This window comes from Cupriavidus sp. AU9028 (assembly GCF_019795295.1).
Classification (GTDB): domain Bacteria; phylum Pseudomonadota; class Gammaproteobacteria; order Burkholderiales; family Burkholderiaceae; genus Cupriavidus.
Genome location: NZ_JAIMCG010000003.1, coordinates 20,927 through 42,016, shown reverse-complemented (window position 1 = coordinate 42,016; position 21,090 = coordinate 20,927). Strand labels below are relative to the sequence as shown.

20 protein-coding genes are annotated in these 21,090 nt (G+C 67.9%); 17 read left to right on the top strand and 3 right to left on the bottom strand.

Annotated features, from left to right (window positions below; all coding sequences use genetic code 11):
* Positions 1 to 28 precede the first annotated feature (28 nt).
* The 10 genes from K6V06_RS04270 (at position 29) to K6V06_RS04225 (ending at position 10,877) form a co-directional block, all read left to right on the top strand.
* Positions 29 to 2,413, top strand: coding sequence for a DNA polymerase III subunit gamma/tau (locus tag K6V06_RS04270; RefSeq protein WP_222240363.1), 2,385 nt, complete (start codon positions 29 to 31; stop codon positions 2,411 to 2,413).
* Between the two features lie 64 nt (positions 2,414 to 2,477).
* On the top strand, positions 2,478 to 2,810 hold the full coding sequence (locus K6V06_RS04265) for a YbaB/EbfC family nucleoid-associated protein (protein WP_222240362.1): 333 nt from the start codon (positions 2,478 to 2,480) through the stop codon (positions 2,808 to 2,810).
* A 40-nt stretch (positions 2,811 to 2,850) separates the two neighbouring features.
* Complete coding sequence (gene recR, locus K6V06_RS04260) at positions 2,851 to 3,465, top strand: recombination mediator RecR (protein WP_222240361.1); 615 nt, start codon at positions 2,851 to 2,853, stop codon at positions 3,463 to 3,465.
* A 76-nt stretch (positions 3,466 to 3,541) separates the two neighbouring features.
* Entirely contained in the window at positions 3,542 to 4,447 is a 906-nt protein-coding gene (locus K6V06_RS04255; protein WP_222240360.1) for a LysR family transcriptional regulator, read from the top strand.
* Positions 4,448 to 4,611: 164 nt separating this feature from the next.
* Positions 4,612 to 5,808 carry a CaiB/BaiF CoA-transferase family protein gene (locus tag K6V06_RS04250; RefSeq protein WP_222240359.1) on the top strand — a complete coding sequence of 399 codons (1,197 nt, stop codon included), beginning with the start codon at positions 4,612 to 4,614 and terminating at the stop codon, positions 5,806 to 5,808.
* Positions 5,805 to 6,788 carry a hydroxymethylglutaryl-CoA lyase gene (locus tag K6V06_RS04245; RefSeq protein WP_222240358.1) on the top strand — a complete coding sequence of 328 codons (984 nt, stop codon included), beginning with the start codon at positions 5,805 to 5,807 and terminating at the stop codon, positions 6,786 to 6,788. Before K6V06_RS04250 ends, K6V06_RS04245 begins: the two co-directional genes overlap by 4 nt.
* Positions 6,789 to 6,857: 69 nt before the next feature.
* Positions 6,858 to 7,886, top strand: a complete 1,029-nt coding sequence (locus K6V06_RS04240; protein WP_222240357.1) for a tripartite tricarboxylate transporter substrate binding protein — start codon at positions 6,858 to 6,860, stop codon at positions 7,884 to 7,886.
* 157 nt (positions 7,887 to 8,043) lie between these two features.
* The gene (locus tag K6V06_RS04235) at positions 8,044 to 9,090 is read left to right on the top strand and encodes an ABC transporter substrate-binding protein (protein ID WP_222240356.1); all 1,047 of its coding nucleotides are present in this window, start codon (positions 8,044 to 8,046) and stop codon (positions 9,088 to 9,090) included.
* A 142-nt stretch (positions 9,091 to 9,232) separates the two neighbouring features.
* Positions 9,233 to 10,045, top strand: a complete 813-nt coding sequence (locus tag K6V06_RS04230) for an ABC transporter ATP-binding protein (RefSeq protein WP_222240355.1) — start codon at positions 9,233 to 9,235, stop codon at positions 10,043 to 10,045.
* Positions 10,046 to 10,085: 40 nt separating this feature from the next.
* Positions 10,086 to 10,877 (top strand): ABC transporter permease, encoded by a 792-nt coding sequence (locus K6V06_RS04225; RefSeq protein WP_222240354.1) that lies wholly within the window; start codon positions 10,086 to 10,088, stop codon positions 10,875 to 10,877.
* A 172-nt stretch (positions 10,878 to 11,049) separates the two neighbouring features.
* Here K6V06_RS04225 and K6V06_RS04220 read toward each other — a convergent pair whose 3' ends face one another.
* Positions 11,050 to 12,024 (bottom strand): NADPH:quinone oxidoreductase family protein, encoded by a 975-nt coding sequence (locus K6V06_RS04220; protein ID WP_222240353.1) that lies wholly within the window; start codon positions 12,022 to 12,024, stop codon positions 11,050 to 11,052.
* Positions 12,025 to 12,256: 232 nt separating this feature from the next.
* Between K6V06_RS04220 and surE the strand changes: the two genes are divergently transcribed.
* The 5 genes from surE to K6V06_RS04195 are packed head-to-tail and all read left to right on the top strand — an operon-like array spanning position 12,257 to position 16,941.
* The gene (gene surE / locus K6V06_RS04215) at positions 12,257 to 13,009 is read left to right on the top strand and encodes a 5'/3'-nucleotidase SurE (protein WP_222240352.1); all 753 of its coding nucleotides are present in this window, start codon (positions 12,257 to 12,259) and stop codon (positions 13,007 to 13,009) included.
* A gap of 28 nt (positions 13,010 to 13,037) precedes the next feature.
* Complete coding sequence (locus K6V06_RS04210; protein ID WP_222240351.1) at positions 13,038 to 14,021, top strand: protein-L-isoaspartate(D-aspartate) O-methyltransferase; 984 nt, start codon at positions 13,038 to 13,040, stop codon at positions 14,019 to 14,021.
* 8 nt (positions 14,022 to 14,029) lie between these two features.
* Complete coding sequence (locus K6V06_RS04205; RefSeq protein WP_222240350.1) at positions 14,030 to 14,899, top strand: peptidoglycan DD-metalloendopeptidase family protein; 870 nt, start codon at positions 14,030 to 14,032, stop codon at positions 14,897 to 14,899.
* A 6-nt stretch (positions 14,900 to 14,905) separates the two neighbouring features.
* Entirely contained in the window at positions 14,906 to 16,108 is a 1,203-nt protein-coding gene (gene rpoS / locus K6V06_RS04200) for an RNA polymerase sigma factor RpoS (RefSeq protein WP_222240349.1), read from the top strand.
* On the top strand, positions 16,105 to 16,941 hold the full coding sequence (locus K6V06_RS04195) for a 3'-5' exonuclease (protein WP_222240348.1): 837 nt from the start codon (positions 16,105 to 16,107) through the stop codon (positions 16,939 to 16,941). Before rpoS ends, K6V06_RS04195 begins: the two co-directional genes overlap by 4 nt.
* A 17-nt stretch (positions 16,942 to 16,958) precedes the next feature.
* Here K6V06_RS04195 and K6V06_RS04190 read toward each other — a convergent pair whose 3' ends face one another.
* Positions 16,959 to 17,864 (bottom strand): endonuclease/exonuclease/phosphatase family protein, encoded by a 906-nt coding sequence (locus K6V06_RS04190; protein WP_222240347.1) that lies wholly within the window; start codon positions 17,862 to 17,864, stop codon positions 16,959 to 16,961.
* 218 nt (positions 17,865 to 18,082) lie between these two features.
* Between K6V06_RS04190 and rlmD the strand changes: the two genes are divergently transcribed.
* Positions 18,083 to 19,462, top strand: coding sequence for a 23S rRNA (uracil(1939)-C(5))-methyltransferase RlmD (gene rlmD / locus K6V06_RS04185; protein WP_370637393.1), 1,380 nt, complete (start codon positions 18,083 to 18,085; stop codon positions 19,460 to 19,462).
* A gap of 111 nt (positions 19,463 to 19,573) precedes the next feature.
* On the opposite strand, the gene K6V06_RS04180 is transcribed toward rlmD, so the two are convergent.
* Positions 19,574 to 20,278, bottom strand: a complete 705-nt coding sequence (locus tag K6V06_RS04180) for a Bax inhibitor-1/YccA family protein (RefSeq protein WP_222240345.1) — start codon at positions 20,276 to 20,278, stop codon at positions 19,574 to 19,576.
* A gap of 340 nt (positions 20,279 to 20,618) precedes the next feature.
* Here K6V06_RS04180 and ndk point away from each other — a divergent pair, with 340 nt between their 5' ends.
* A complete protein-coding gene (ndk, locus tag K6V06_RS04175) occupies positions 20,619 to 21,044 on the top strand; it encodes a nucleoside-diphosphate kinase (RefSeq protein WP_222240344.1) in 426 nt (141 codons plus the stop codon).
* Positions 21,045 to 21,090 lie beyond the last annotated feature (46 nt).

Sequence of the window (21,090 nt, the reverse complement as noted above, 5' to 3'; positions counted from 1 at the left end):
ACGGCGGCCTTTTGCTACAATCGCCGCCATGAGTTATCAAGTTCTAGCGCGCAAATGGCGCCCCAGGGATTTCACCACGCTGGTCGGCCAGGAGCACGTGGTTCGCGCGCTCACGCACGCGCTGGAACAGCAACGTCTTCACCACGCCTATCTGTTCACCGGCACGCGCGGGGTCGGCAAGACGACGCTGTCGCGCATCCTGGCCAAGGCGCTCAATTGCACCGGCGAGGACGGCAACGGCGGCATCACCGCGCAGCCCTGCGGGGTCTGCAAGGCCTGCACCGAAATCGATGCGGGACGCTTCGTCGACTATATCGAGATGGACGCGGCATCCAACCGCGGTGTCGACGAGATGGCGCAACTGCTGGACAAGGCGGTGTACGCGCCGACGGTCGGGCGCTTCAAGGTCTATATGATCGACGAAGTGCACATGCTGACCAACCACGCCTTCAACGCCATGCTGAAGACGCTGGAAGAGCCGCCCGCGCACGTCAAGTTCATCCTCGCCACCACCGACCCGCAGAAGATTCCGGTCACGGTGCTGTCGCGCTGCCTGCAGTTCAATCTGAAGCAGATGCCGCCCGGCCATATCGTCGGGCATCTGGAAGGGATTCTTGCCGCCGAGGGCATCGCCTTCGAGGGCAACGCGCTGCGCCTGCTGGCCCAGGCGGCGAGCGGCTCGATGCGCGATGCACTGTCGCTGACCGACCAGGCGATCGCCTATAGCGCCGGGGAAGTGTCCGAGGCCGCCGTGCGAGGCATGCTCGGCGCGATCGACCAGCGTTACCTGGTCCAGCTGCTCGATGCGCTGGCGGCCGAAGACGGTCCCGGCATGCTGGCGGTAGCCGACAGCATGGCCGACCGCAGCCTGTCGTTCGCCGGGGCATTGCAGGACCTGGGCTCGCTGTTGCACAAGATCGCGCTGGCGCAGGCCGTGCCGGCCTCGGTGCAGGAAGAATGGCCGGAGGCCGCCGATATCCGGCGCCTGGCCGACGTCTTCGATGCGCAGGAAGTGCAGCTGTTCTACCAGATGGCAAACCTGGGCCGCAGCGAGCTCGCGCTGGCGCCAGACGAGTACGCCGGCTTTACGATGACGCTGCTGCGCATGCTGGCGTTCCGCCCGGCCAACCTGCCGACGGAGGGGGCGCCTCCTGGCCCGGCCAGGACTTCGACGGCGCCGGCCGCCGGTGCCGCCCGTCCGGGCACGCGGCCTGCCATGGTCGCCGGCGCGCAGTCGGCGCGGGCATCCGATCCGCAGCCCGCTGCGGCAGCCGCGCCATCGACCGCCGCCCCATCGATCACCGCCCCATCGACCACCGCCACCGCGCCGGTCGCCAGCACGGTGCGACCCGTCGCTGCCGCCGCGCCCGCCACCGCTGTCCCTGCCGTTGCTACGCCTGCCGCCGCGCCCGCTGCCGCTGCGCCCGCTCCCGCTGCAGCCCCGGCCGCCCCAGCCCCGGCCGCCGCCGAGCGTCCGCTATCGCCGGCCCGCGCCGCATTGGCCGCGGCACGGCAGGCATCGGCTGCTCGCAGCGGTCGCGCGGCAGCGCCAGCGGCTGCCTCGGCTGCTTCCGCACCGGCCCCTGCCGCGCCTGCGCAGCGCCCCGTGCCCGCTGCCAGACCCGCTGCCAGACCCGCTGCCCCGGCGGCCGGTCCGAAGTCCGCGCCGCCGGCCGCGGCACCCGCCGAACCCGCTGCGCCGGCTCCGGTGGCCCGCAAGGGCGCCGCACCGGCCAACGATGAACCGCCGCCCTGGGAAGCCGCGGGCGGCAGCGACGTGCCGCCGTGGGAATCGCTGCCTCCGGACTTGCCGGTGTTCGGCCCCTACGACGGGGATTTCGACAACGAGCCGGTCAGGCCGGCGGCATCCTCGCCCCATGCAAGGCCGCGCCCCGCGCCGCGCGATGCGGCGGCCCCACCGGCCGCACAGGCCGCCGCCGCCGAGCAAGGCGAGCGCGCGGCTGCCAGCGCGGCGCCTGTCATGCAGGTGGTGTCCTCCGGTCCGGCCAGCACGGCGACGAGCACCGGCGCACCGGTGTTCACCGGCGACTGGCCCGCGCTGGCCGCGTCGCTGCCGCTGAAGGGCCTGGCTGGACAGCTTGCGCACCAGACCGAACTGGCCCGTGTCGAGGGCGCGACCTTCGTGCTGCGCGCGCCGGTTGCAGCAATCGCCGAGGGCGGTGCGGTGGAGCGGCTGGCGCAGGCCTTGAGCGAGCACTTCGGCAAGCCGGTGCGCGTGCAATGCGAGATCGGCGCCGTCAGCGAGACCGCGGCGGCGGCCGATGCCCAGGCACGCGCCGAGCGGCAGCGCGCCGCCGAGGAAGTCATCGAGAACGACCCGTTCGTGCAGGGCCTGCTGCGCGAATTCGGCGGCCAGATCCTGCCAGGCTCGATCCAGCCGCGCGCCCTATGAATCGTGCGGACCGGGTCCGCACGTCTCACCCACCACCGGAATTCGACAATACAGGAGAAGCACCATGATGAAGGGCCAACTCGCCGGGCTGATGAAGCAAGCCCAGCAGATGCAGGAAAACATGAAGAAGATGCAGGAGCAGCTTGCCCAGATCGAGGTCGAGGGCCAGTCCGGCGCCGGCCTCGTCAAGGTGGTGATGACCTGCAAGAACGACGTGAAGCGCGTGACCATCGATCCGAGCCTGCTCGCGGACAGCGAAGAGAAGGACCTGCTGGAGGACCTGGTTGCCGCCGCGTTCAACGACGCGGTGCGCAAGGCCGAGGCCACCACCCAGGAAAAGATGGGCTCGATGACGTCCGGCCTGCCGCTGCCGCCGGGCTTCAAGCTGCCGTTCTGATCGACAACGCGGCCGGCATGACCATGCTCGAAGGGCGCCGATGAAGGGTCCCGCTCCCAACTCGCTGCAGGCGCTGGTCGAGGCGCTGCGCGTGCTGCCCGGCGTCGGGCCGAAATCGGCGCAGCGGATGGCCTACCACCTGCTGCAGCACGACCGCGAGGGCGCGCGCCGGCTCGGCGATGCGCTGCGCGGCGCCGCCGATGGCGTGCGCCACTGCGCCCGCTGCAATACCTTTACCGAGTCGGAGCTCTGCGAGCTGTGCCGCGACGAGCGGCGCGATGCGTCGCTGCTGTGCGTGGTGGAAACGCCGGCCGACCAGGTCATGATCGAGCAAACGATGGCCTACCGCGGCCAGTACTTCGTGCTGATGGGCCGGCTCTCGCCGCTGGACGGCGTCGGTCCGCGCGAAATCCATCTGGACCGGCTGCTGGCGCGCGCCACCGATCCGGAAATGGGCGGCCCGGTGCAGGAAGTCATCGTCGCCACCAACTTCACCAGCGAAGGCGAGGCCACCGCGCACTACATCGGCGAGATGCTGAAGGCGCGCGGCCTGAAGGTGTCGCGCCTTGCGCGCGGGGTGCCGGTCGGCGGCGAGCTGGAATACGTCGATGCGGGCACCATCGCACGGGCGGTGATGGACCGCCGCTCGGTGTAGGCGTGGCCGTGGCCGGCGCGAAAATGACGGCGGCAGCCGGGGATGCGGCTGCCGGGCACCGGCGGGCGGGCCGGCGATGAACCTCGCCCGTTTCGATCTGGTCACGCTCGGCCTGTTCGTGGCGGTCGCCCGCCATGGCAGCATCTCCGCGGGCGCACGCCAATCGCATCTGGCGGTCGCGGCCGCCAGCAAGCGCATTTCCGATCTGGAAGCGGCGGTCGGCGCGCCGCTCTTCTATCGCCACGCCGCCGGCGTGCAACTGACCGAGGCCGGGCAGGCGTGCTTTCACCATGCGCTGACGATCCTGCAGGACGTCGAGCGCATGGCGGGCGTGATGTCCGACTATGCCTCCGGCGTGCGCGGCCAGGTGCGGGTCTGCGCCAACACTTCGGCGATCACCCAGTTCCTGCCCGACGACCTCGCGGTTTTCATGCGGCTGCATCCGACCATCCGCATCGAGCTGGAGGAGCAGAACAGCAGCGATATCGTCGCCGCCTTGGTCGAGAATCGCGCCGATGTTGGCATCTTTGCCGACCGCACGCCTTGCGCCGGCCTGATGACCGTCGAGTACCGCCAGGATGAACTGGTGCTGGTGACCCCACCAGGGCATCCGCTGTCCGAGCGCGGGCCGGTGCGCTACGCCGATACCCTCGAATACGACTTCGTCAGTCTGCCGCAGGTGACCTCGCTGGCGGCGCGGCTGCTGGAAGAGAGCAGCCGGCTGGACCGGCCCTTCCGCCTGCGCATCCAGGTGCGCAGCTTCGATGCGATGTGCCGGATGGTGATGGCCGGCCTTGGCGTGGGCGTGCTGCCGCGCATCGCCGCCGAGCCGCACGTCAAGTCGATGGGCCTGTCGCTGGTCTCGCTGCAGGACGCCTGGGCGCAGCGCTCGCTGCTGATCGGCATGCGCGATCCCGCCGCGCTGACGGTGTCGGCGCGCCTGCTGATTACCCATCTGTGCGGCGACCGCGCGCCGTTCTGATTCCCCCGCTGCAACCCATTAGGGGAAACCCGCCATTTCGCAAACGGTGAAAGCCCGCTTCACCGAATGGCGCTTCCTCCTTCTCTTGTCGCTGCGGCACACTCGCCGGAACTCGATCGGTGCCTCGACTGAGGCCCGATTCCAACGAACCGGAGGCCAGCCGCATGCGGCGACAGATACTCGAAGGCATCCGCGTGCTCGAACTCGGGCAGCTGATCGCCGGGCCGTTCGCGGCCAAGACCCTTGCCGACTTCGGCGCCCGCATCATCAAGGTGGAACCGCCAGGGCAGGGCGATCCGCTGCGCAAATGGCGCATGCTCCATGAAGACACGTCCGTCTGGTGGGAAGCGCAATCGCGCAACAAGGAGTCGGTCTGCATCGACCTGCGCAATCCGGAAGGACAGGCGATGGTGCGCAAGCTGGCCGCGCAGGCCGATGTGCTGATCGAGAATTTCCGCCCCGGCACGATGGAGAAGTGGGGCCTGGGCTGGGATGTGCTGCACGCCGACAACCCGCGGCTGATCATGCTGCGCGTATCGGGGTATGGACAGACCGGTCCGAAGAAGGACGAGCCGGGGTTTGCCGCCGTCGCGGAAGCGATGAGCGGGCTGCGGCATCTGACCGGCGAACCGGGGCGCCCTCCGGTGCGCGCCGGCCTGTCGCTGGGCGACACCATTGCCGGGCTGCACGGCGCGCTGGGCGTGCTGCTCGCGCTGTACGAACGAGACGCACGCGGCGGTACCGGCCAGGTGATCGACGTGGCGCTGTACGAGGCGCTGTTCAATCTGACCGAGAGCCTGCTGCCCGAGTACTCGGCGTTCGGCGCGGTGCGCCAGCCCGCCGGCGGCGCGCTGCCCGGCATCGCGCCCTCGAATGCCTATCCCTGCCGCAGCGGCGAGTATGTGCTGGTGGCCGCGAATGGCGATGGCATCTTCCGCCGCCTGATGCAGGCGATCGGGCGCGACGATCTGGCCAACGACGAAACGCTCGCGCGCAACGACGGTCGCGTGCGGCGAGTGCATGAGCTGGACGACGCCATCTCGGCGTGGACCCGCACCCAGGAAGTCGACGACGCGCTGGCCGTGCTGCGCGAGGCCCAGGTACCGTCGGGACGCATCTACACCGTCAAGGACATTGCGCAGGACCCGCACTACCGCGCCCGCGGCGTGATCGAGCGGGTCACCTCCGCCAGAGGCCTGGCGGTCGAGGTGCCCGGCGTGGTGCCGATCCTGTCCGACAGTCCCGGCAGCATCCGCGAGCGCGCGCCGGTGCTCGGCGAACATACCGATGCGGTATTGCGCGAGGCGGGCTTCGACGAGGCCGCCATCGCCGATCTGCGCGCAAGGGGAGTGATTGCATGAAGACGAATGGCAATGCCGCCGCGCTGCACGGTCCGGCCCGTATCGAGATCAATGAAGTCGCCCCGCGCGATGGCCTGCAGATCGAGCCGGTCGTGGTGCCCACCGACGCCAAGGTCGCGCTGCTGGACGCGCTGTCCGCCTGCGGCTTCGCGCGCATCGAGGCCACCTCCTTTACCTCCGCGCGGGCGATCCCCGCGCTGGCCGATGCCGAAGCGGTGATGCACCGGATTGCCCGCGCCAACGGCGTGCGCTACACGGTGCTGGTGCCGAACCTGCGCGGGCTGGAACGCGCGCTGTCCTGCGCGCCCGATGAAGTCAACCTGGTGATGTCGGCCAGCGAGACGCATAACCGCGCCAACCTGCGCATGACGCGCGAGCAGTCGCGCGCCCAGCTGCTGTCGATGATCGACGCGGCGCGCACTGCCGGCGTGGCCGTCAACGTGTCGCTGTCCACCGTGTTCGGCTGTCCCTTCGAGGGCGACGTCGATCCCGACAGCGTCTTCGCGCTGGCGGGCGAATTCGCCGCCGCCGGGGCGCAGGGTGTCACGCTGTGCGACACCACGGGCATGGCGTTCCCGACGCAGGTGGCCCAGATGTGCGAGCGCTTCCAGTCGCTGCTGCCCGGCGTCGACCTGACCATCCATCTGCACAACACCCGCGGCATGGGACTGGCCAACGCGCTGGCCGCCTGGCAGGCGGGCGTGACCCGCTTCGATGCCGCTGCCGGCGGCCTGGGCGGCTGTCCGTATGCGCCCGGCGCGAGCGGCAATGTCGCGACCGAAGAGCTGGTCCACATGTTCGCATCGATGGACGTGGACACCGGCGTCGATCTGCCGCGCCTGCTGCAGGTCGTGGGCGGACTCGGCGAGGTGGTGGGCCGGGACGTCTGCAGCCAGCTGCTGCGGGCGGGACCGCGTCTCGCCACGCATCGGCCGCCCGCGTGGATGGCCGAGCATTTCGCCGCGGCTACGGGCGGCTGAGAAGAACCCGGGAACAACCCGAGAACAACAATTCCGAGCCAATAAACCAACCGAGTACGAGGAGACAGCATGTCATCGAACATCACCCATCTTTCGCCAACACGCGTGCAGCGCGGCCGCCGCCGCGCCATCGCCGCCGCCGTCCATGGCGCGCTGGCCTGCCTGGCGGCGTCGGCAGGCGTCGCCGTCGCCGACGAGGCCTATCCGAGCCGCCCCGTCACGCTGATCGTGTCGGCCGCGCCCGGCGGCACCACCGACCTGGCTGCGCGGATGATCTCCGAGCCGCTGGCAAAGGCGCTGGGGCAGCCGGTGGTCGTCGAGAACCGCCCCGGCGGCGCCGGCGGCATCGCCGCGCAACTGGTGGCGCGGGCCAAGCCGGATGGGCACACGCTGCTGGTCCAGTATTCGGGCTTTCACGTCATCACGCCGCTGCTGATGAAGAACCTGTCGTGGGACCCGATCAAGGACTTCGCGCCGGTGGCCAACATCCTGTCGGCGCCGCAGGTGCTGGTGGTGCGTCCCAGCCTGCCGGTCAAGTCGCTGCAGGAGCTGGTGGCGTATGCCAAGGCCAATCCCGGCAAGCTGAACTATGCGTCGTCGGGCAACGGCTCGCTGCAGCATGTCTCGACGGAGCTGCTCAACCAGATGGCGGGCATCCGCATCACCCACGTGCCGTACAAGGGCACGGGTCCGGCGATGACGGACCTGCTCGGGGGCTCGGTGGACCTGACCATCACCACGCCGCCGCCGCTGATCCCGCATATCCAGGCCGGCAAGCTGCGCCCGCTGGTGGTGACCAGCAAGGACCGCCTGCCGTCGCTGAAGGACGTGCCCGCCGCGCCGGAAGCCGGCTTCAAGGACCTGGACGTGTCGTCGTGGTTCGCGATGTACGCGCCGGCCGGCACGCCCCGGCCAGTGGTCGACAAGCTGACCGGCGAGATCGAGAAGATCATGAAGACGGATGCGTTCCGCAAGAAGGCCGAAGAGCTGGGCGCGGAAGCGAAGTACATGAATCCGCAGCAACTGAATCAATATCAGCGCAGCGAACTGACGCGCTGGGGCAAGGTGATCCAGGCCGCCGACATCCAGGCGGAGTAGCCACTGCCGGACCGTCTTGCGCTGCACCTGGCCAGCAGCCGGGACGTCTCCCGCCTAGGTGATGACACCGATGGGGGCGTCCCGGGCGATGGGCTAGCATCGCAGGGAGCCGCCAGGCGCACGCCGGCGGCGCACTACACCGAGGCAGGAGACAACCATGTATAACAAGACGTTCTGGAAACAGGTGCTGATCGCGCTGGTCCTGTTTCTCGCAGGCTGGTTCACCTTCGGCGGCTTCGCCCATGCGCAGGGCAAGCTGGAGAAGCAGAATGTCACCATCGCGGTGGGTGGCAAGAACCTGTTCTATTACCTGCCGCTGACCATCGCCGAACGGCTGGGCTATTTCAAGGACGAAGGCCTCGACGTGGAGATCGTCGACTTCGCCGGCGGCGCCAAGGCGCTGCAGGCGGTGGTCGGCGGCAGCGCGGACGTGGTATCGGGCGCCTACGAGCACACCATCAACCTGCAGGCCAAGGGCCAGCAGTATCGCGAATTCGTGCTGCAGGGCAGGGCGCCGCAGATCGTGCTGGTGACCTCCAACAAGACCATGCCCGACTTCAAGTCGGTCGCCGATCTGAAGGGCAAGAAGATCGGCGTGACCGCGCCCGGCTCGTCGACCAACATGATGGCGAACTTCGTGCTGGCCAAGGCCGGCCTGAAGCCGTCGGACGTGTCCTTCATCGGGGTCGGCGCCAGCAACGGCGCGGTGGCGGCGATGCGTTCGGGCCAGATCGACGCGATGGCCAATCTGGACCCGGTCGTGTCGATGCTGACGCAGAAGAACGAGGTGCGCGTGGTCTCCGATACCCGCACGCTGAAGGACACCCAGGCCGTGTTCGGCGGCAACATGCCGTCCGGCTGCCTCTATGCCTCGGCCGCTTTCATCGAGAAGAACCCCAATACCACGCAGGCGCTGACCAACGCGATGGTGCGCGCACTGAAGTGGCTGCAGAAGGCCGGTCCCTCCGATATCGTCAAGACGGTGCCGGAGAGCTACCTGCTGGGCGATCGCGCGCTGTACCTTTCCACCTGGGAGAAGGTGCGCGAGGCCATCTCGCCGGACGGGATGATGCCCGCCGACGGTCCGCGTACCGCGCTGAACATGCTGCAGCAGTTCGACGAGGGCCTGAAGGGCAAGACCATCAAGCTCGAGGCGACCTACACCAACGCCTTCGTGCAGAAGGCCAACGCCAGGTACAAGTAAGCACGGCGGCGTGCGTGCCGGCCTTCGGGGCCGGCGTCGCGCTGCCGCGACCGTCCGACCGCCGTCCCGATCTCTCCCGCCGGCGCAGCTTGCCGGGGCGCTGCCCTGCCGCTAGCCGACCGGTGCGCCCTTTGCCCTTCGCATGACCATTCCCGCCCTCTCTCTCGATAACGTCACCTGTACCTTCATCTCGCGCGAGGACCGCGCCCAGCGCTATACGGCCGTGCGCGACGTCTCGCTGGCCATCGCGCCCGGCGAGTTCGTGTCGGTGGTCGGTCCTACCGGATGCGGCAAGTCCACGCTGCTCAACGTCGGCGCCGGTCTGCTCGCGCCCTCGTCGGGCGAGGTCCGGGTCTTCGGCGAGCCGCTCACCGGCATCAACACGCGTGCCGGCTACATGTTCCAGAGCGAAGCGCTGATGCCCTGGCGAAGCGCGCTGGACAACGTCATCGCGGGCCTGGAGTTCCGTGGCGTCGCGCGGGCGCAGGCCGAGGCCGAGGGCGAGGAATGGCTGCGCCGCGTCGGCCTGGGCGGCTTTGGCGACCGCTATCCGCACCAGTTGTCCGGCGGCATGCGCAAGCGCGTCGCGCTGGCGCAGACGCTGGTGCTGGACCCGGACATCATCCTCATGGACGAACCGTTCTCGGCGCTCGACGTGCAGACTCGCCAGCTGATGGAGAACGAAGTGCTGGACCTGTGGGCGGCCAGGCGCAAGGCGGTGCTGTTCATCACCCACGATCTGGACGAGGCCATCGCGATGAGCGACAGGGTGGTGGTGCTGTCGGCCGGCCCCGCCACCCATCCGATCGGCGAGTTCGCCATCGACCTGCCGCGCCCCCGCGATGTCGCCGAGATCCGCAATCACCCGCGCTTCGTCGAGCTGCATGCGGCCATCTGGGACGTGCTGCGCGAGGAAGTCCTCAAGGGCTATGCGCAGCAGCGCAAGGTCGCCTGACCTGCCTGACCGCACCAACCAACAAGAACTTACCGCTCCCATGGCATTTCGACCCGACTCCAGGGGCATGCTGCGCGTCTGGCAGCTGCTCGTCCTCGTCATCATTCTCGCTGCGTGGCACCTGGCCACGCGCTCGCAACAGGTCGCCTTCTTCTTCGGGGAGCCGTGGCTGGTGGCGCAGCGCGTCTGGACCTGGTTCATCGTCGAGCGCGACATCTACCTGCATCTGGGCGTGACGCTGCTCGAGACGGTGCTTGCCTTCGGCATCGGCACCATCGCCGGCCTCGGCGTGGGCCTGTGGCTGGCGCTCAGCCCGGTGGCATCGGCGGTGCTCGATCCCTATATCAAGGCGATGAACTCGATGCCGCGGGTGATTCTCGCGCCGATCTTCGCCGTCTGGTTCGGCCTGGGCATCTGGTCCAAGGTCGCGCTGGCGGTGACGCTGGTGTTCTTCATCGTCTTCTTCAACGTCTACCAGGGTGTCAAGGAAGTGAGCCCGGTGGTGCTCGCCAACGCGCGCATGCTGGGCGCCAACCAGCGCCAACTGCTGCGGCACGTGTACCTGCCCAGCGCCACCAGCTGGGTCTTCTCGTCGCTGCATACCTCGGTGGGGCTGGCCTTCGTCGGCGCGGTGGTCGGCGAATATCTCGGCTCGGCGCGCGGGGTCGGCTACCTGATCCTGCAGGCCGAGGGGACGTTCGACATCAACACGGTGTTCGCGGGGATCGTCGTGCTGACGGCCTTCGCGCTGGTGCTGGACTGGATGGTCGGAATCGCCGAACGCAGGCTGATGAAGTGGCAGCCGAAGAGCGGGGAGACGGAAAAGCTATAGATTCGGAGAATCGCTACGCCGCTGTTTTTCTCCTCTCTCCCGCTTGCGGGAGAGAGGCAGGGGAGAGGGCAAAGGGCAGTGGTCATGAGAAGGCAGTCGCCATTGGTCCGGCGCACGACGCCCTCTCCCCAACCCTCTCCCCAACCCTCTCCCGCAAGCGGGAGAGGGAGTCTTACGGCACGATCACCACCTTGCCGGTGACCTTGCGTGCCTCCATGTCCTTCAGCGCCTGCGGCGCCTGCTCCAGCGGATAGCGTCCCGAGATATGCGGGCGGATCTTGCCCTCGCGCATCCATTCCATCATCTGCGCCATATTGGCCTGGTTCGAGCGCGGCTCGCGGCGCACGAACTCGCCCCAGAACACGCCGACCAGAGAGGCGCCCTTGAGCAGCGCCAGATTCAGCGGCATCTTCGGGATCTCGCCGTTGGCAAAGCCCACCACCAGATAGCGCCCGCGCCAGCCGATCGAGCGGAACGCCGGTTCCGCATAGACGCCGCCGACCGGATCGTAGATGACATCGGGTCCCTTGCCGTCGGTCAGCAGCTTGATCCGTTCGCGCAGGTCCTCGGTGCTGTAGTTGATCAGCGCATCGGCACCGTGCTGCTGGCAGACGCGCAGCTTCTCGTCGGTCGAGGCGGCGGCGATCACGCGCGCGCCGATCGCCTTGCCGATCTCGATCGCGGCCAGTCCGACACCGCCCGCCGCGCCGAGCACCAGCATCGTTTCGCCGGCCTTCAGCTCGCCACGGTCGACCACGGCATGGTGCGAGGTGCCATAGGTCAGCGTGAATGCCGCCGCGGTCTCGAAGTCGATGCCCGGCGGCATCGGCACCACCGCCGATGCCGGCGCCTTCGCCTGGCTGGCGAACGCGCCGTTGCCAAGGTAAGCAATGACTTTGTCGCCGGGCTTCAGGTGGGTCACGCCTTCGCCCACCGCGTTGACGACACCGGCCAGTTCCGAGCCTGGCGTAAACGGCAACTGCGGCTTGGCCTGGTACTTGTTCTGGATGATCAGCACATCGGGAAAGTTGACGCCCGCGGCCTTGACGTCGATCACCACTTCTCCGGCGCCGGGCACCAGGTCGGGCAGGGTTTCGATCGACAGGGAATCGGGCGGGCCCCAGGCTTTGCACAGTACGGCTTTCATCTTGTCTCCGTTGTTCGCATGGCGCGCGTGGCGCGCATTGGCTTTTTGGGATGCGGGCGAGACGATGTCTCCAGCGCAGGGCGGCGATCCGGCTTCGCGTCTGCCGGTCGCGGCCCGGTCAGTGTAGCGCAGAAAAGAACGGTCGTTCAGTTCGTTTGACGCAGTGCCCTGGCGTCATCGACGGCAGGCCCGCGCGCCAACCGGCTGGCCTCTCTCGGGTACAATCGCCGCCATGCACATTCTTCTCGCCAACGACGATGGTTACCTGGCGCCGGGCCTTGCCATGCTGCATGCCGCCCTCGCGCCGCTGGGCCGTATCACGGTGATCGCGCCCGAGCAGAATCATAGTGGCGCGTCGAATTCGCTGACCCTGCAGCGCCCCCTCACGGTGTTCGAGGCGCGCGAGGGCGTGCAGAAGGGCTTTCGCTTCGTCAACGGTACACCGACCGATTGCGTGCATATCGCGCTGACCGGGCTGATGGACGAGAAGCCGGACCTGGTCGTCTCCGGCATCAACCAGGGCCAGAACATGGGCGAGGACGTGCTGTACTCCGGCACCGTCGCCGCGGCGATCGAAGGCCATCTGCTGGGGATCCCGTCGATCGCCTTTTCGCAGGTGGAGAAGGGCTGGGAGCATCTCGATGCGGCGGCCCGGATTGCCCGCGAGATCGTCGAGCGCGCCATCGCCTCGCCGCCGCGCGAGCCGTTCCTGCTCAACGTCAATATTCCGAACCTGCCGTTCGAACATATTCGCGGCCTGCGCGCGACGCGGCTGGGCAAGCGGCATCCGTCGCAGCCGGTCATCTCGCAAGTCAATCCCCGTGGCGACACCATCTACTGGATCGGCGAGGCCGGCGGCGCGCTCGATGCCAGCGAAGGCACCGATTTCCATGCCACCGCGGCAGGCTTCGTGTCGCTCACCCCGCTGCAACTGGACCTGACACACCGCGGGCAGCTCGACTCGCTGCGCCAGTGGCTCGAATAACCCGAGTCGCGAAGCGCCAGCCGTCGTCATGAGTTCGCGTCCGCGCCGTCCGACCTTCCCGTTGCCGCTCGACTCCGTGGTCGAGCGCAAGCCGGCTCCCAAGCGAACCGCCGGCATGCCGGCGGTCGCCGATCAACGCACGCCGTCCCGGGCGGGCCAGGGTCCGGCCACCAACGGCAAGCCGGCACCCCGGCCGCCCGCGGCGGTGCCCAGGGTCGGCTCCCTCGCCGCCCGGCAATCCGCGCCAAGCCCGGCGCCCGTTCCCGCCCCCGCGCCCGCGCCGGGCAGCGCGGTGCTGGCGCGCGCGAACGCGGCGAGCGTCGGCGGTGGCGGCATGGCGTCCGACCGCGCGCGCGCCGCGTTGACGGCGCGGCTGCGCACCGGCGGCATTCGCGACGAGCGCGTGCTGCAGGCCGTCGGCACGGTGCCGCGCCACCTGTTCCTGGAACCCGGGCTGGCCTCGCAGGCCTATGAAGACGCGGCCCTGCCCATCGGCCATCAGCAGACCATCTCCAAGCCATCGGTGGTGGCGCGGATGATCGAGCTGCTGCGGCATGGATTGGCGGCCACCGAATCGCTGGACCGGGTGCTGGAGATCGGCACCGGTTGCGGCTACCAGGCCGCGGTGCTGAGCCTGGTGGCGCGCGAGGTGTTCTCCATCGAACGGATCCGGCCCCTGCACGAGCAGGCCAAGGCGAACTTGCGCGCATTGCGCTTGCCGAACCTGCGGCTGCATTACGGCGACGGCATGCTGGGCTTGCCCCAGGCCGCGCCATTCTCTTCGATCATTCTTGCCGCGGCGGGCATGGAAGTGCCGCAGGCGCTGCTGGATCAGCTCGAGATCGGTGGACGCCTGATCGCGCCGGTGGCGACCGTACAAGGCGCGCCAGGCGGGCAGGGCCACACCGTGACGCAGCAGCTGCTGCTGATCGAGCGGCAGAATCGCCATCGCTTTCACCGCACCGCGCTTGAAGCCGTTTTCTTTGTGCCATTAAAATCGGGCACCACCTGAGTCCAACTATGCACAACACCGTGATTCATCGACGCATCGTCCGTGCCGGACAGACCGGCACCGCTTCCCTGCTGGTCGCACTGCTGGCTGCCTGCGCATCCTCGCCGATGCCGGCGCCGGTCGTGGACCGTACCACTGGCGGCGCGGGCGTGGCGACGGCTGCGCCGCTGGAGCCGGCGCCCCCGGGTTTCTACCGCGTCAAGCGCGGCGATACGCTGTACCGGATCGCACTGGAGCACGGCCAGTCGTACCGCGATGTCGCGGCCTGGAACAATATCGTCAACGCCAACCAGATCGAGGTCGGCCAGCTCGTGCGCGTGGTGCCGCCCGGGGCCGAGGTCAACCCGGCAACAGGCGTCGCCACCATGCCGGTCGCGCCGGCCGCCATCCAGGCGCAGCCGCTCGATCAGGCCGCCTTGCCGCCGGCCGCCCCGGCGCCGGGCGCCACTGTCCCGCCCACGGCCACGCCGCCTGCTGCACCGGCTGCCTCCGCTTCCGCTCCGGCCGCCAACGGCACCATCCAGTTTGCGTGGCCCGCGCGCGGTTCTCTGCTGGGACGCTTCGACGACAAGGGCAACAAGGGTATCGATATCAGTGGCCAGAAGGGCGACGCCGTACTGGCCGCGGACGATGGTCGGGTGATTCACGTGGGACCCTTGCGCGGCTACGGGAATCTTGTCATCATCAAGCACAACGAGACCTATCTTACTGCCTACGGTCACAACGACAGAGTGCTTGTGGCTGAACAGGCGACGGTCCGCAGGGGTCAGAAGATTGCCGAGATGGGCAGCAGTGACGCGGATCGCGTGAAGCTGCACTTCGAGGTACGCCGAAACGGGAAACCGGTCGATCCGATGCGGTATTTGCCGCCACAGTGAGGGTTCATGCCACGCCAGAAAACAGTCTCCTCCGGAACCGCCAGCCGTTCACGCCGAGCCAAGCAACCGGAAACCCGTTCTGGTGTGGCGCATCCCGAATCGAGTCCTGGCGTAGCCGCCGGCCTGCAGACCGCAGGCCGCCCCGCAGCCGACGGCTTCCCCACCGAACTGGTGGCGGAGCTGGTGCCGCTGACCGATGAGCCGATCGCGCCTGGCGCGACCGGCATCACGCTGCGCGATGCGGAATTGCTGGCCGATGACGGTGTCCGTGCCGTCGACGAGGACGACACCGAGGCCGATGGCGAGGAAGAAGAGGCCACCGAAGCCGCGGCTCCGGAGCAGGACGAGTTTCGCACCGCCCTGCACACCGAACTGGCCGCCGATACCGTCCAGCATTATCTGAACCGCATCAGCATCAAGCCGCTGCTGTCCGCTCCGGAAGAACTGCATTTCTCCACGCTGGCCAAGGGCGGCGATTTTTCCGCCCGCCAGGTGATGATCGAGCGGAACCTGCGCCTGGTGGTGTCGATCGCCAAGGGCTACCTGAACCGCGGCGTGCCGTTGCTGGACCTGATCGAAGAAGGCAACCTGGGACTGATGCACGCGATCGAGAAATTCGATCCGACGCGCGGCTTCCGCTTCTCGACCTATGCGACCTGGTGGATCCGCCAGAGCATCGAGCGCGCCATCATGAACCAGGCGCGCACCGTTCGTCTGCCGGTGCATGTCATTCGCGAACTGAACCAGGTGCTGCGCGCCAAGCGGCATCTGGAGAAGGGCGGCACCGATGGCCGCGACGCCAGCCTGGAAGACATCGCCCATCTGCTGGGCAAGACCCCCGACGAGGTGCAGGACGTGCTGGCGCTGAACGAGCATACGACCTCGCTCGATACGCCGTTCGATCTCGATCCGGGATCGAGCCTGCTGGACTTCCTGTCCGACGAGCACAATGCCGGCCCCGACCAGGAGGTCGCGCACCGCGAGCTCGAGAACCTGATGAAGCTCTGGCTTGCCCGCCTGTCCGAGAAGCATCGCTATGTGGTGGAGCGCCGCTTCGGCCTGAACCACATCGAGCCGGCCACGCTGGAAGAGCTGGCCGAGGAGATGGGGCTGACGCGCGAGCGGGTGCGGCAGATCCAGCAGGAAGCGCTGGTCAAGCTGAAGCGGCATTTCGCCTCGCAAGGGGTGCGCAAGGACGCCGTTCTATGACGCCTGTGCTGGTATTCGACATCGAGACGGTTCCCGATGTCGACGGCCTGCGCCGCCTGCATGACCATCCACCGTCCCTGAGCGATGCCGAGGTAGCCGAGCTTGCCTTCGCCGCTCGCCGCGAAAAGACCGGCAGCGACTTCCTGCCGCTGCATCTGCAGCGGGTCGTCGCGATCTCCTGCGTCCTGCGCCGCAATCAGCGCGACGGCACCGCGATGTTCCATGTCGGCTCGCTCGGTACCGAGGACGACGACGAGGCCACGCTGATCCAGCGCTTCTATGAACTGATCGCCCGCTACAGCCCGCAGCTGGTGTCGTGGAACGGCGGCGGTTTCGATCTCCCCGTGCTGCATTATCGCGGCCTGGTGCACGGCGTGGCCGCGCCCCGCTACTGGGAGATGGGCGAGGGTCGCGACGAGGACAGCCGCGACTTCAAGTGGAACAACTACATCAGCCGCTACCACATGCGGCATCTTGACCTGATGGACCTGCTGGCGATGTACCAGCCGCGTGCCAGCGCGCCGCTGGACGAGCTGGCGAAGCTGTGCGGGTTTCCGGGCAAGATGGGGATGGACGGCAGCAAGGTCTGGGATGCCTTCCGTGAAGGGCAACTGAGCGCGATCCGCGCCTATTGCGAGACTGACGTCGTCAACACGTACCTGATGTACTGCCGCTTCCAGCTGATGCGTGGTGGCATGAACGCGCGCGAGTTCGATGCCGAGGTCGAACTGGTGCAGGAGACGCTGGCCGAGCTACCCGGTCCGCAGTGGATGGAGTACCTGCAGGCCTTCCGCCTCAAGCCATCCCACAGCGTCGCCGACGAAGAGGATTGACGCCGCAGCCTGTCGCGCTAGCGTTTCGTCCGCAGCGACAGATGCACCGGCTGATGGTCAGAGGCGTCGGTCTGCTGATCCACTTCGCAGGCCGCCACGCGATCGAGCAGGTCCTCGGTGACCAGCATGAAGTCACAGGCGAACGCCCCTTCCTTCCATTGTTCCTTGTCATGGACACCGCAGGTCGGCGCATGCGGCTGGCCGGGGTGCGCATGCAGCCATGCATCGCGCCAGGGCGGCGTGCCGTCGCTGAAGGGCGCGAGCAGCGCGTGGTAGGCGGGGTCGTTCGTCCTCGCATTGAAGTCGCCGCACAGGATCGACGAGGCCGGACGAGCGTCGGGGCTGAACGGACCGAAGCGGGCTTCGGCGGGCGGCGGGCAGCGCGACTGTCCGCTCGCCTGGCTGTGCCAGTCGCGCAGCGCGTGCGCCTGCGCCAGCCGCTGGCTTGCGGAGTAGTACTCCAGATGGGTGCAGACGATGCGCACGGGCTCCCCTTGTGGCACGCCCGCGACGCTGTCGCCTGACCCGGTCGCCGAGAGGTCCGCCAGCACGGTCGCCTCGATCGCGACCCGGGGCATCGACGGGGCCGCCGGATCCGCCGGCCAGGGCAGCGCATGGCGGAAGACCGCACGGACCGGCAGGCGGGTCGCGATCACGTTGCCGAACTGCAAGGAACGCCCCTGCGCATCGAAGCGGTCGACGCCGGGTGCGAACAGCACGCGGTAGCCGGGCAGCGCCTGTTGCAGCTCGGCGACCTGGTCCTCCCCGGGATTGCCCGGCAATTCCCGGTAGCCGCGCGCAACCTCCTGCAGGCACAGCACGTCGAAATCGGCGATGCCGCGCAGCGTCGAGACGATGCGGCCGATGTCGACCCTGCCGTCGCAGCCCCGGCCCCATTGGATATTCCAGCTGATCAGTTCCATTCGTTCCTTGCGTCGGCTCGATGCTGCGGCATGAATGTGCCCCTGGTTTGCTCCCCTCGCCCGCTTGCGGGAGAGGGGCCGGGGAAGAGGGCACGCGGGGCCCGCTCTGCGCGACTGGTCTACAATCGCGCTTTCGCAAAACAATACGTCAGGTTTCGCTGGTGTCTCAAGCCCTGTCCTCCCCGCAATCCCCGCCGTCGGCCGACTCCTCTTCCGCGGTGCCCGCGACCTTGCCGCCGCAGCGGCCGGCCGCGCCCCTTGCACCTTCGACGGTTCGCATCGACAGTCTCGACATGGAGGCGCGCGGTGTCGGACGGCTGGTCAACGAGGACGGCACGCCCGGCAAGGTGATCTTCGTCGAAGGCGCGTTGCCCGGCGAGACCGTGCGTTATCGCAGCTACCGCCGCAAGCCAAGCTACGAGCAGGCGCACCTCGAGCAGATCGAGCAGGCCTCGGTGATGCGCGTCCAGCCGGGCTGCGTCAACTTCGGGGTTTGCGGCGGGTGCTCGATGCAACATCTGGACTCGCGCGCGCAGATCGCCATCAAGCAGCGTGTGCTGGAGGACAACCTGTGGCACCTGGCCAAGGTTCGTCCGGATGTGGTGTTCCGGCCGATCGCCGGCCCGGACTGGGGCTATCGCTACCGCGCCCGCCTGACCGTGCGTCACGTCGTCAAGAAGGGCGGGGTGCTGGTGGGATTCCACGAGCGCAAGAGCAGCTACGTCGCCGACATGACCAATTGCGAGGTGCTGCCCCCGCATGTCTCCGCCATGCTGGTGCCGCTGCGCGAACTGGTCGCCGGCCTGTCGATCCGCGACCGCATGCCGCAGATCGAGCTGGCGGTCGGCAGCGATGTGACGGCGCTGGTGCTGCGCATCCTGGAGCCCTTGACGGCGGCGGACGAAGCGCTGCTGCGCGAGTTCGCCGATCGCCACGGGGTGCAGTTCTGGTTGCAACCGAAGGGGCCGGACACCGTGGTGCCGTTCTATCCGCTGGGTCGCGAGCTGGCCTACACGCTGCCGGAGTTCGGCATCCGCATGCCGTTCAAGCCGACCGACTTCACCCAGGTCAATCACCAGATCAACCGGGTGCTGGTCGGGCGGGCGCTGCGCCTGCTGGACGTGCAGCCGGGCGACCGCGTGCTGGACCTGTTCTGCGGCATCGGCAATTTCACGCTGCCGCTGGCCACGCAGGGCCGCGAGGTGATGGGGATCGAAGGGAGCGAGGCGCTGACCGCGCGGGCGCTGGCCAATGCCGACTATAACGGCCTGAAGGACAAGGTCGGCTTCGCCTGCCGCAACCTGTTCGAAGTGGACGGCGAGGCGATCGCGGCGCTGGGGCGCTTCGATCGCTGGCTGGTCGATCCGCCCCGCGAAGGGGCGCTGGCGGTCAGCAAGGCGCTGGCCGAACTGGCGCAGACCGGCAGCGACGTGCTGCCGCGGCGCATCGTCTACGTGTCGTGCAACCCGGCCACGCTGGCCCGCGACGCCGGCCTGCTGGTGCACGAGGCCGGTTACCGGCTGCGCGGCGCCGGGGTCGTCAACATGTTCCCGCACACCTCGCACGTCGAGTCGATCGCGGTGTTCGAGCGCGCTTGAGCGCGATCTGGCGCCGGCGCGCCGAACCATGAAAAAAGGGCTGGCATGGCGCCAGCCCTTTTTCGTTGCCGCTTCCCGCCAAGGGAAGCGATGCCGCCGTTACTCGCCGCCTTACTCGCGGTTGCCGCCAAAGATGCCCAGCAGCGCCAGCAGGTTCGCGAACACGTTGTAGACGTCCAGGTAGATCGCCAGCGTCGCCGTGATGTAGTTGGTCTCGCCGCCGTTCACCACGCGCTGCACGTCGTACAGGATGTACGCCGAGAAGATGCCGATCGCCAGCACCGACACGGTGATCATCAGCGAAGGCAGCTGCAGCCAGATGTTGGCCACGCTCGCCAGGATCAGCAGGATCACGCCGACGAACAGGAACTTGCCCAGGTTGGAAAAATCGCGCTTGCTGACCGTGGCGATGGTCGCCATCGCGCCAAACACCGCTGCGGTGCCGCCGAAGGCATACATGATCAGCGCCGGGCCGTTCGAGAACTGCAACACGGAACCAATCAGCCGCGACAGCATCAAGCCCATGAAGAAGGTGAACGCGAGCAGCAGCACGACGCCCATGGCGCTGTGCTTGGTCTTCTCGATCGCGTAGAAGAAGCCGAAGGCGATGGCGAGGAACAGGATCAGCGCAATGCCGGGGCTGCCGGCCATCAGGCTGAACCCGGTGGCGACCCCGATCCATGCGCCGAGCACGGTCGGGATCATTGACAGGGCCAGCAGCCAATAGGTGTTGCGCAGCACGCGGTTGCGCACGGTAACGGCACCGGCGGCAGCGCCGGAATTGCCGAAACCGTAGGTGTTCAGCTTGTCGTTCATGATGACTCCTGGTCAGGATAAGGCGGCGCGGCGAACGCCAGCGCGCACACGTCGTGAATGTGGCACCGTCCCGGCCGGTTTGCAAGTGCTACGTTACGTGAAGATCACGTTTTCGAGGCGGTTTTCCTGCGGGATGGCGCCTCGCCGTCGCATGGTTTTGAGTGGCCCGGGCTGCTGGTGTTCCCCAGCGGTCACAGGCAGCGCCGATCCAACCAAAGTGCGGCTTGCAGCGCTTGCGTGACGCGGCGTAACGGTCCATCGCTTCTGTCGAATCCGTCTCGGTCTCGTGCTAGAATCCTGCGTTTCCCGATTGGTAACCCCTTCATTTTTCGGAGTTTTTATGGCGATCGAACGCACCCTGTCGATTATCAAGCCGGACGCAGTGGCCAAGAATGTCATCGGTCAGATCTACTCGCGCTTCGAAGGCGCTGGCCTGAAGATCATCGCGGCCAAGATGGCGCACCTGTCGCGCGGCGAAGCCGAGCAGTTCTACGCCGTCCACAAGGAGCGTCCGTTCTTCAAGGATCTGGTCGACTTCATGGTTTCGGGCCCGGTGATGATCCAGGTGCTGGAAGGCGAGAACGCCATTGCCAAGAACCGCGAACTGATGGGCGCCACCGACCCGAAGAAGGCCGAGAAGGGCACCATCCGCGCTGACTTCGCCGACAGCATCGACGCCAACGCCGTCCACGGTTCCGACGCTGCGGAAACCGCTGCCAACGAAGTGGCGTTCTTCTTCCCGGGCATGAACGTGTATTCGCGTTGATTGTCCGGTCTGTCTTGCGCCACTAGACTGACATTCAGATCACTGC

Coding starts and splice junctions, on each gene's coding strand:
- K6V06_RS04270 (WP_222240363.1), top strand. CDS start 29: ATGAGTTATCAAGTTCTAGCGCGCAAATGGCGCCCCAGGGATTTCACC.
- K6V06_RS04265 (WP_222240362.1), top strand. CDS start 2,478: ATGATGAAGGGCCAACTCGCCGGGCTGATGAAGCAAGCCCAGCAGATG.
- recR (WP_222240361.1), top strand. CDS start 2,851: ATGAAGGGTCCCGCTCCCAACTCGCTGCAGGCGCTGGTCGAGGCGCTG.
- K6V06_RS04255 (WP_222240360.1), top strand. CDS start 3,542: ATGAACCTCGCCCGTTTCGATCTGGTCACGCTCGGCCTGTTCGTGGCG.
- K6V06_RS04250 (WP_222240359.1), top strand. CDS start 4,612: ATGCGGCGACAGATACTCGAAGGCATCCGCGTGCTCGAACTCGGGCAG.
- K6V06_RS04245 (WP_222240358.1), top strand. CDS start 5,805: ATGAAGACGAATGGCAATGCCGCCGCGCTGCACGGTCCGGCCCGTATC.
- K6V06_RS04240 (WP_222240357.1), top strand. CDS start 6,858: ATGTCATCGAACATCACCCATCTTTCGCCAACACGCGTGCAGCGCGGC.
- K6V06_RS04235 (WP_222240356.1), top strand. CDS start 8,044: ATGTATAACAAGACGTTCTGGAAACAGGTGCTGATCGCGCTGGTCCTG.
- K6V06_RS04230 (WP_222240355.1), top strand. CDS start 9,233: ATGACCATTCCCGCCCTCTCTCTCGATAACGTCACCTGTACCTTCATC.
- K6V06_RS04225 (WP_222240354.1), top strand. CDS start 10,086: ATGGCATTTCGACCCGACTCCAGGGGCATGCTGCGCGTCTGGCAGCTG.
- K6V06_RS04220 (WP_222240353.1), bottom strand. CDS start 12,024: ATGAAAGCCGTACTGTGCAAAGCCTGGGGCCCGCCCGATTCCCTGTCG.
- surE (WP_222240352.1), top strand. CDS start 12,257: ATGCACATTCTTCTCGCCAACGACGATGGTTACCTGGCGCCGGGCCTT.
- K6V06_RS04210 (WP_222240351.1), top strand. CDS start 13,038: ATGAGTTCGCGTCCGCGCCGTCCGACCTTCCCGTTGCCGCTCGACTCC.
- K6V06_RS04205 (WP_222240350.1), top strand. CDS start 14,030: ATGCACAACACCGTGATTCATCGACGCATCGTCCGTGCCGGACAGACC.
- rpoS (WP_222240349.1), top strand. CDS start 14,906: ATGCCACGCCAGAAAACAGTCTCCTCCGGAACCGCCAGCCGTTCACGC.
- K6V06_RS04195 (WP_222240348.1), top strand. CDS start 16,105: ATGACGCCTGTGCTGGTATTCGACATCGAGACGGTTCCCGATGTCGAC.
- K6V06_RS04190 (WP_222240347.1), bottom strand. CDS start 17,864: ATGGAACTGATCAGCTGGAATATCCAATGGGGCCGGGGCTGCGACGGC.
- K6V06_RS04180 (WP_222240345.1), bottom strand. CDS start 20,278: ATGAACGACAAGCTGAACACCTACGGTTTCGGCAATTCCGGCGCTGCC.
- ndk (WP_222240344.1), top strand. CDS start 20,619: ATGGCGATCGAACGCACCCTGTCGATTATCAAGCCGGACGCAGTGGCC.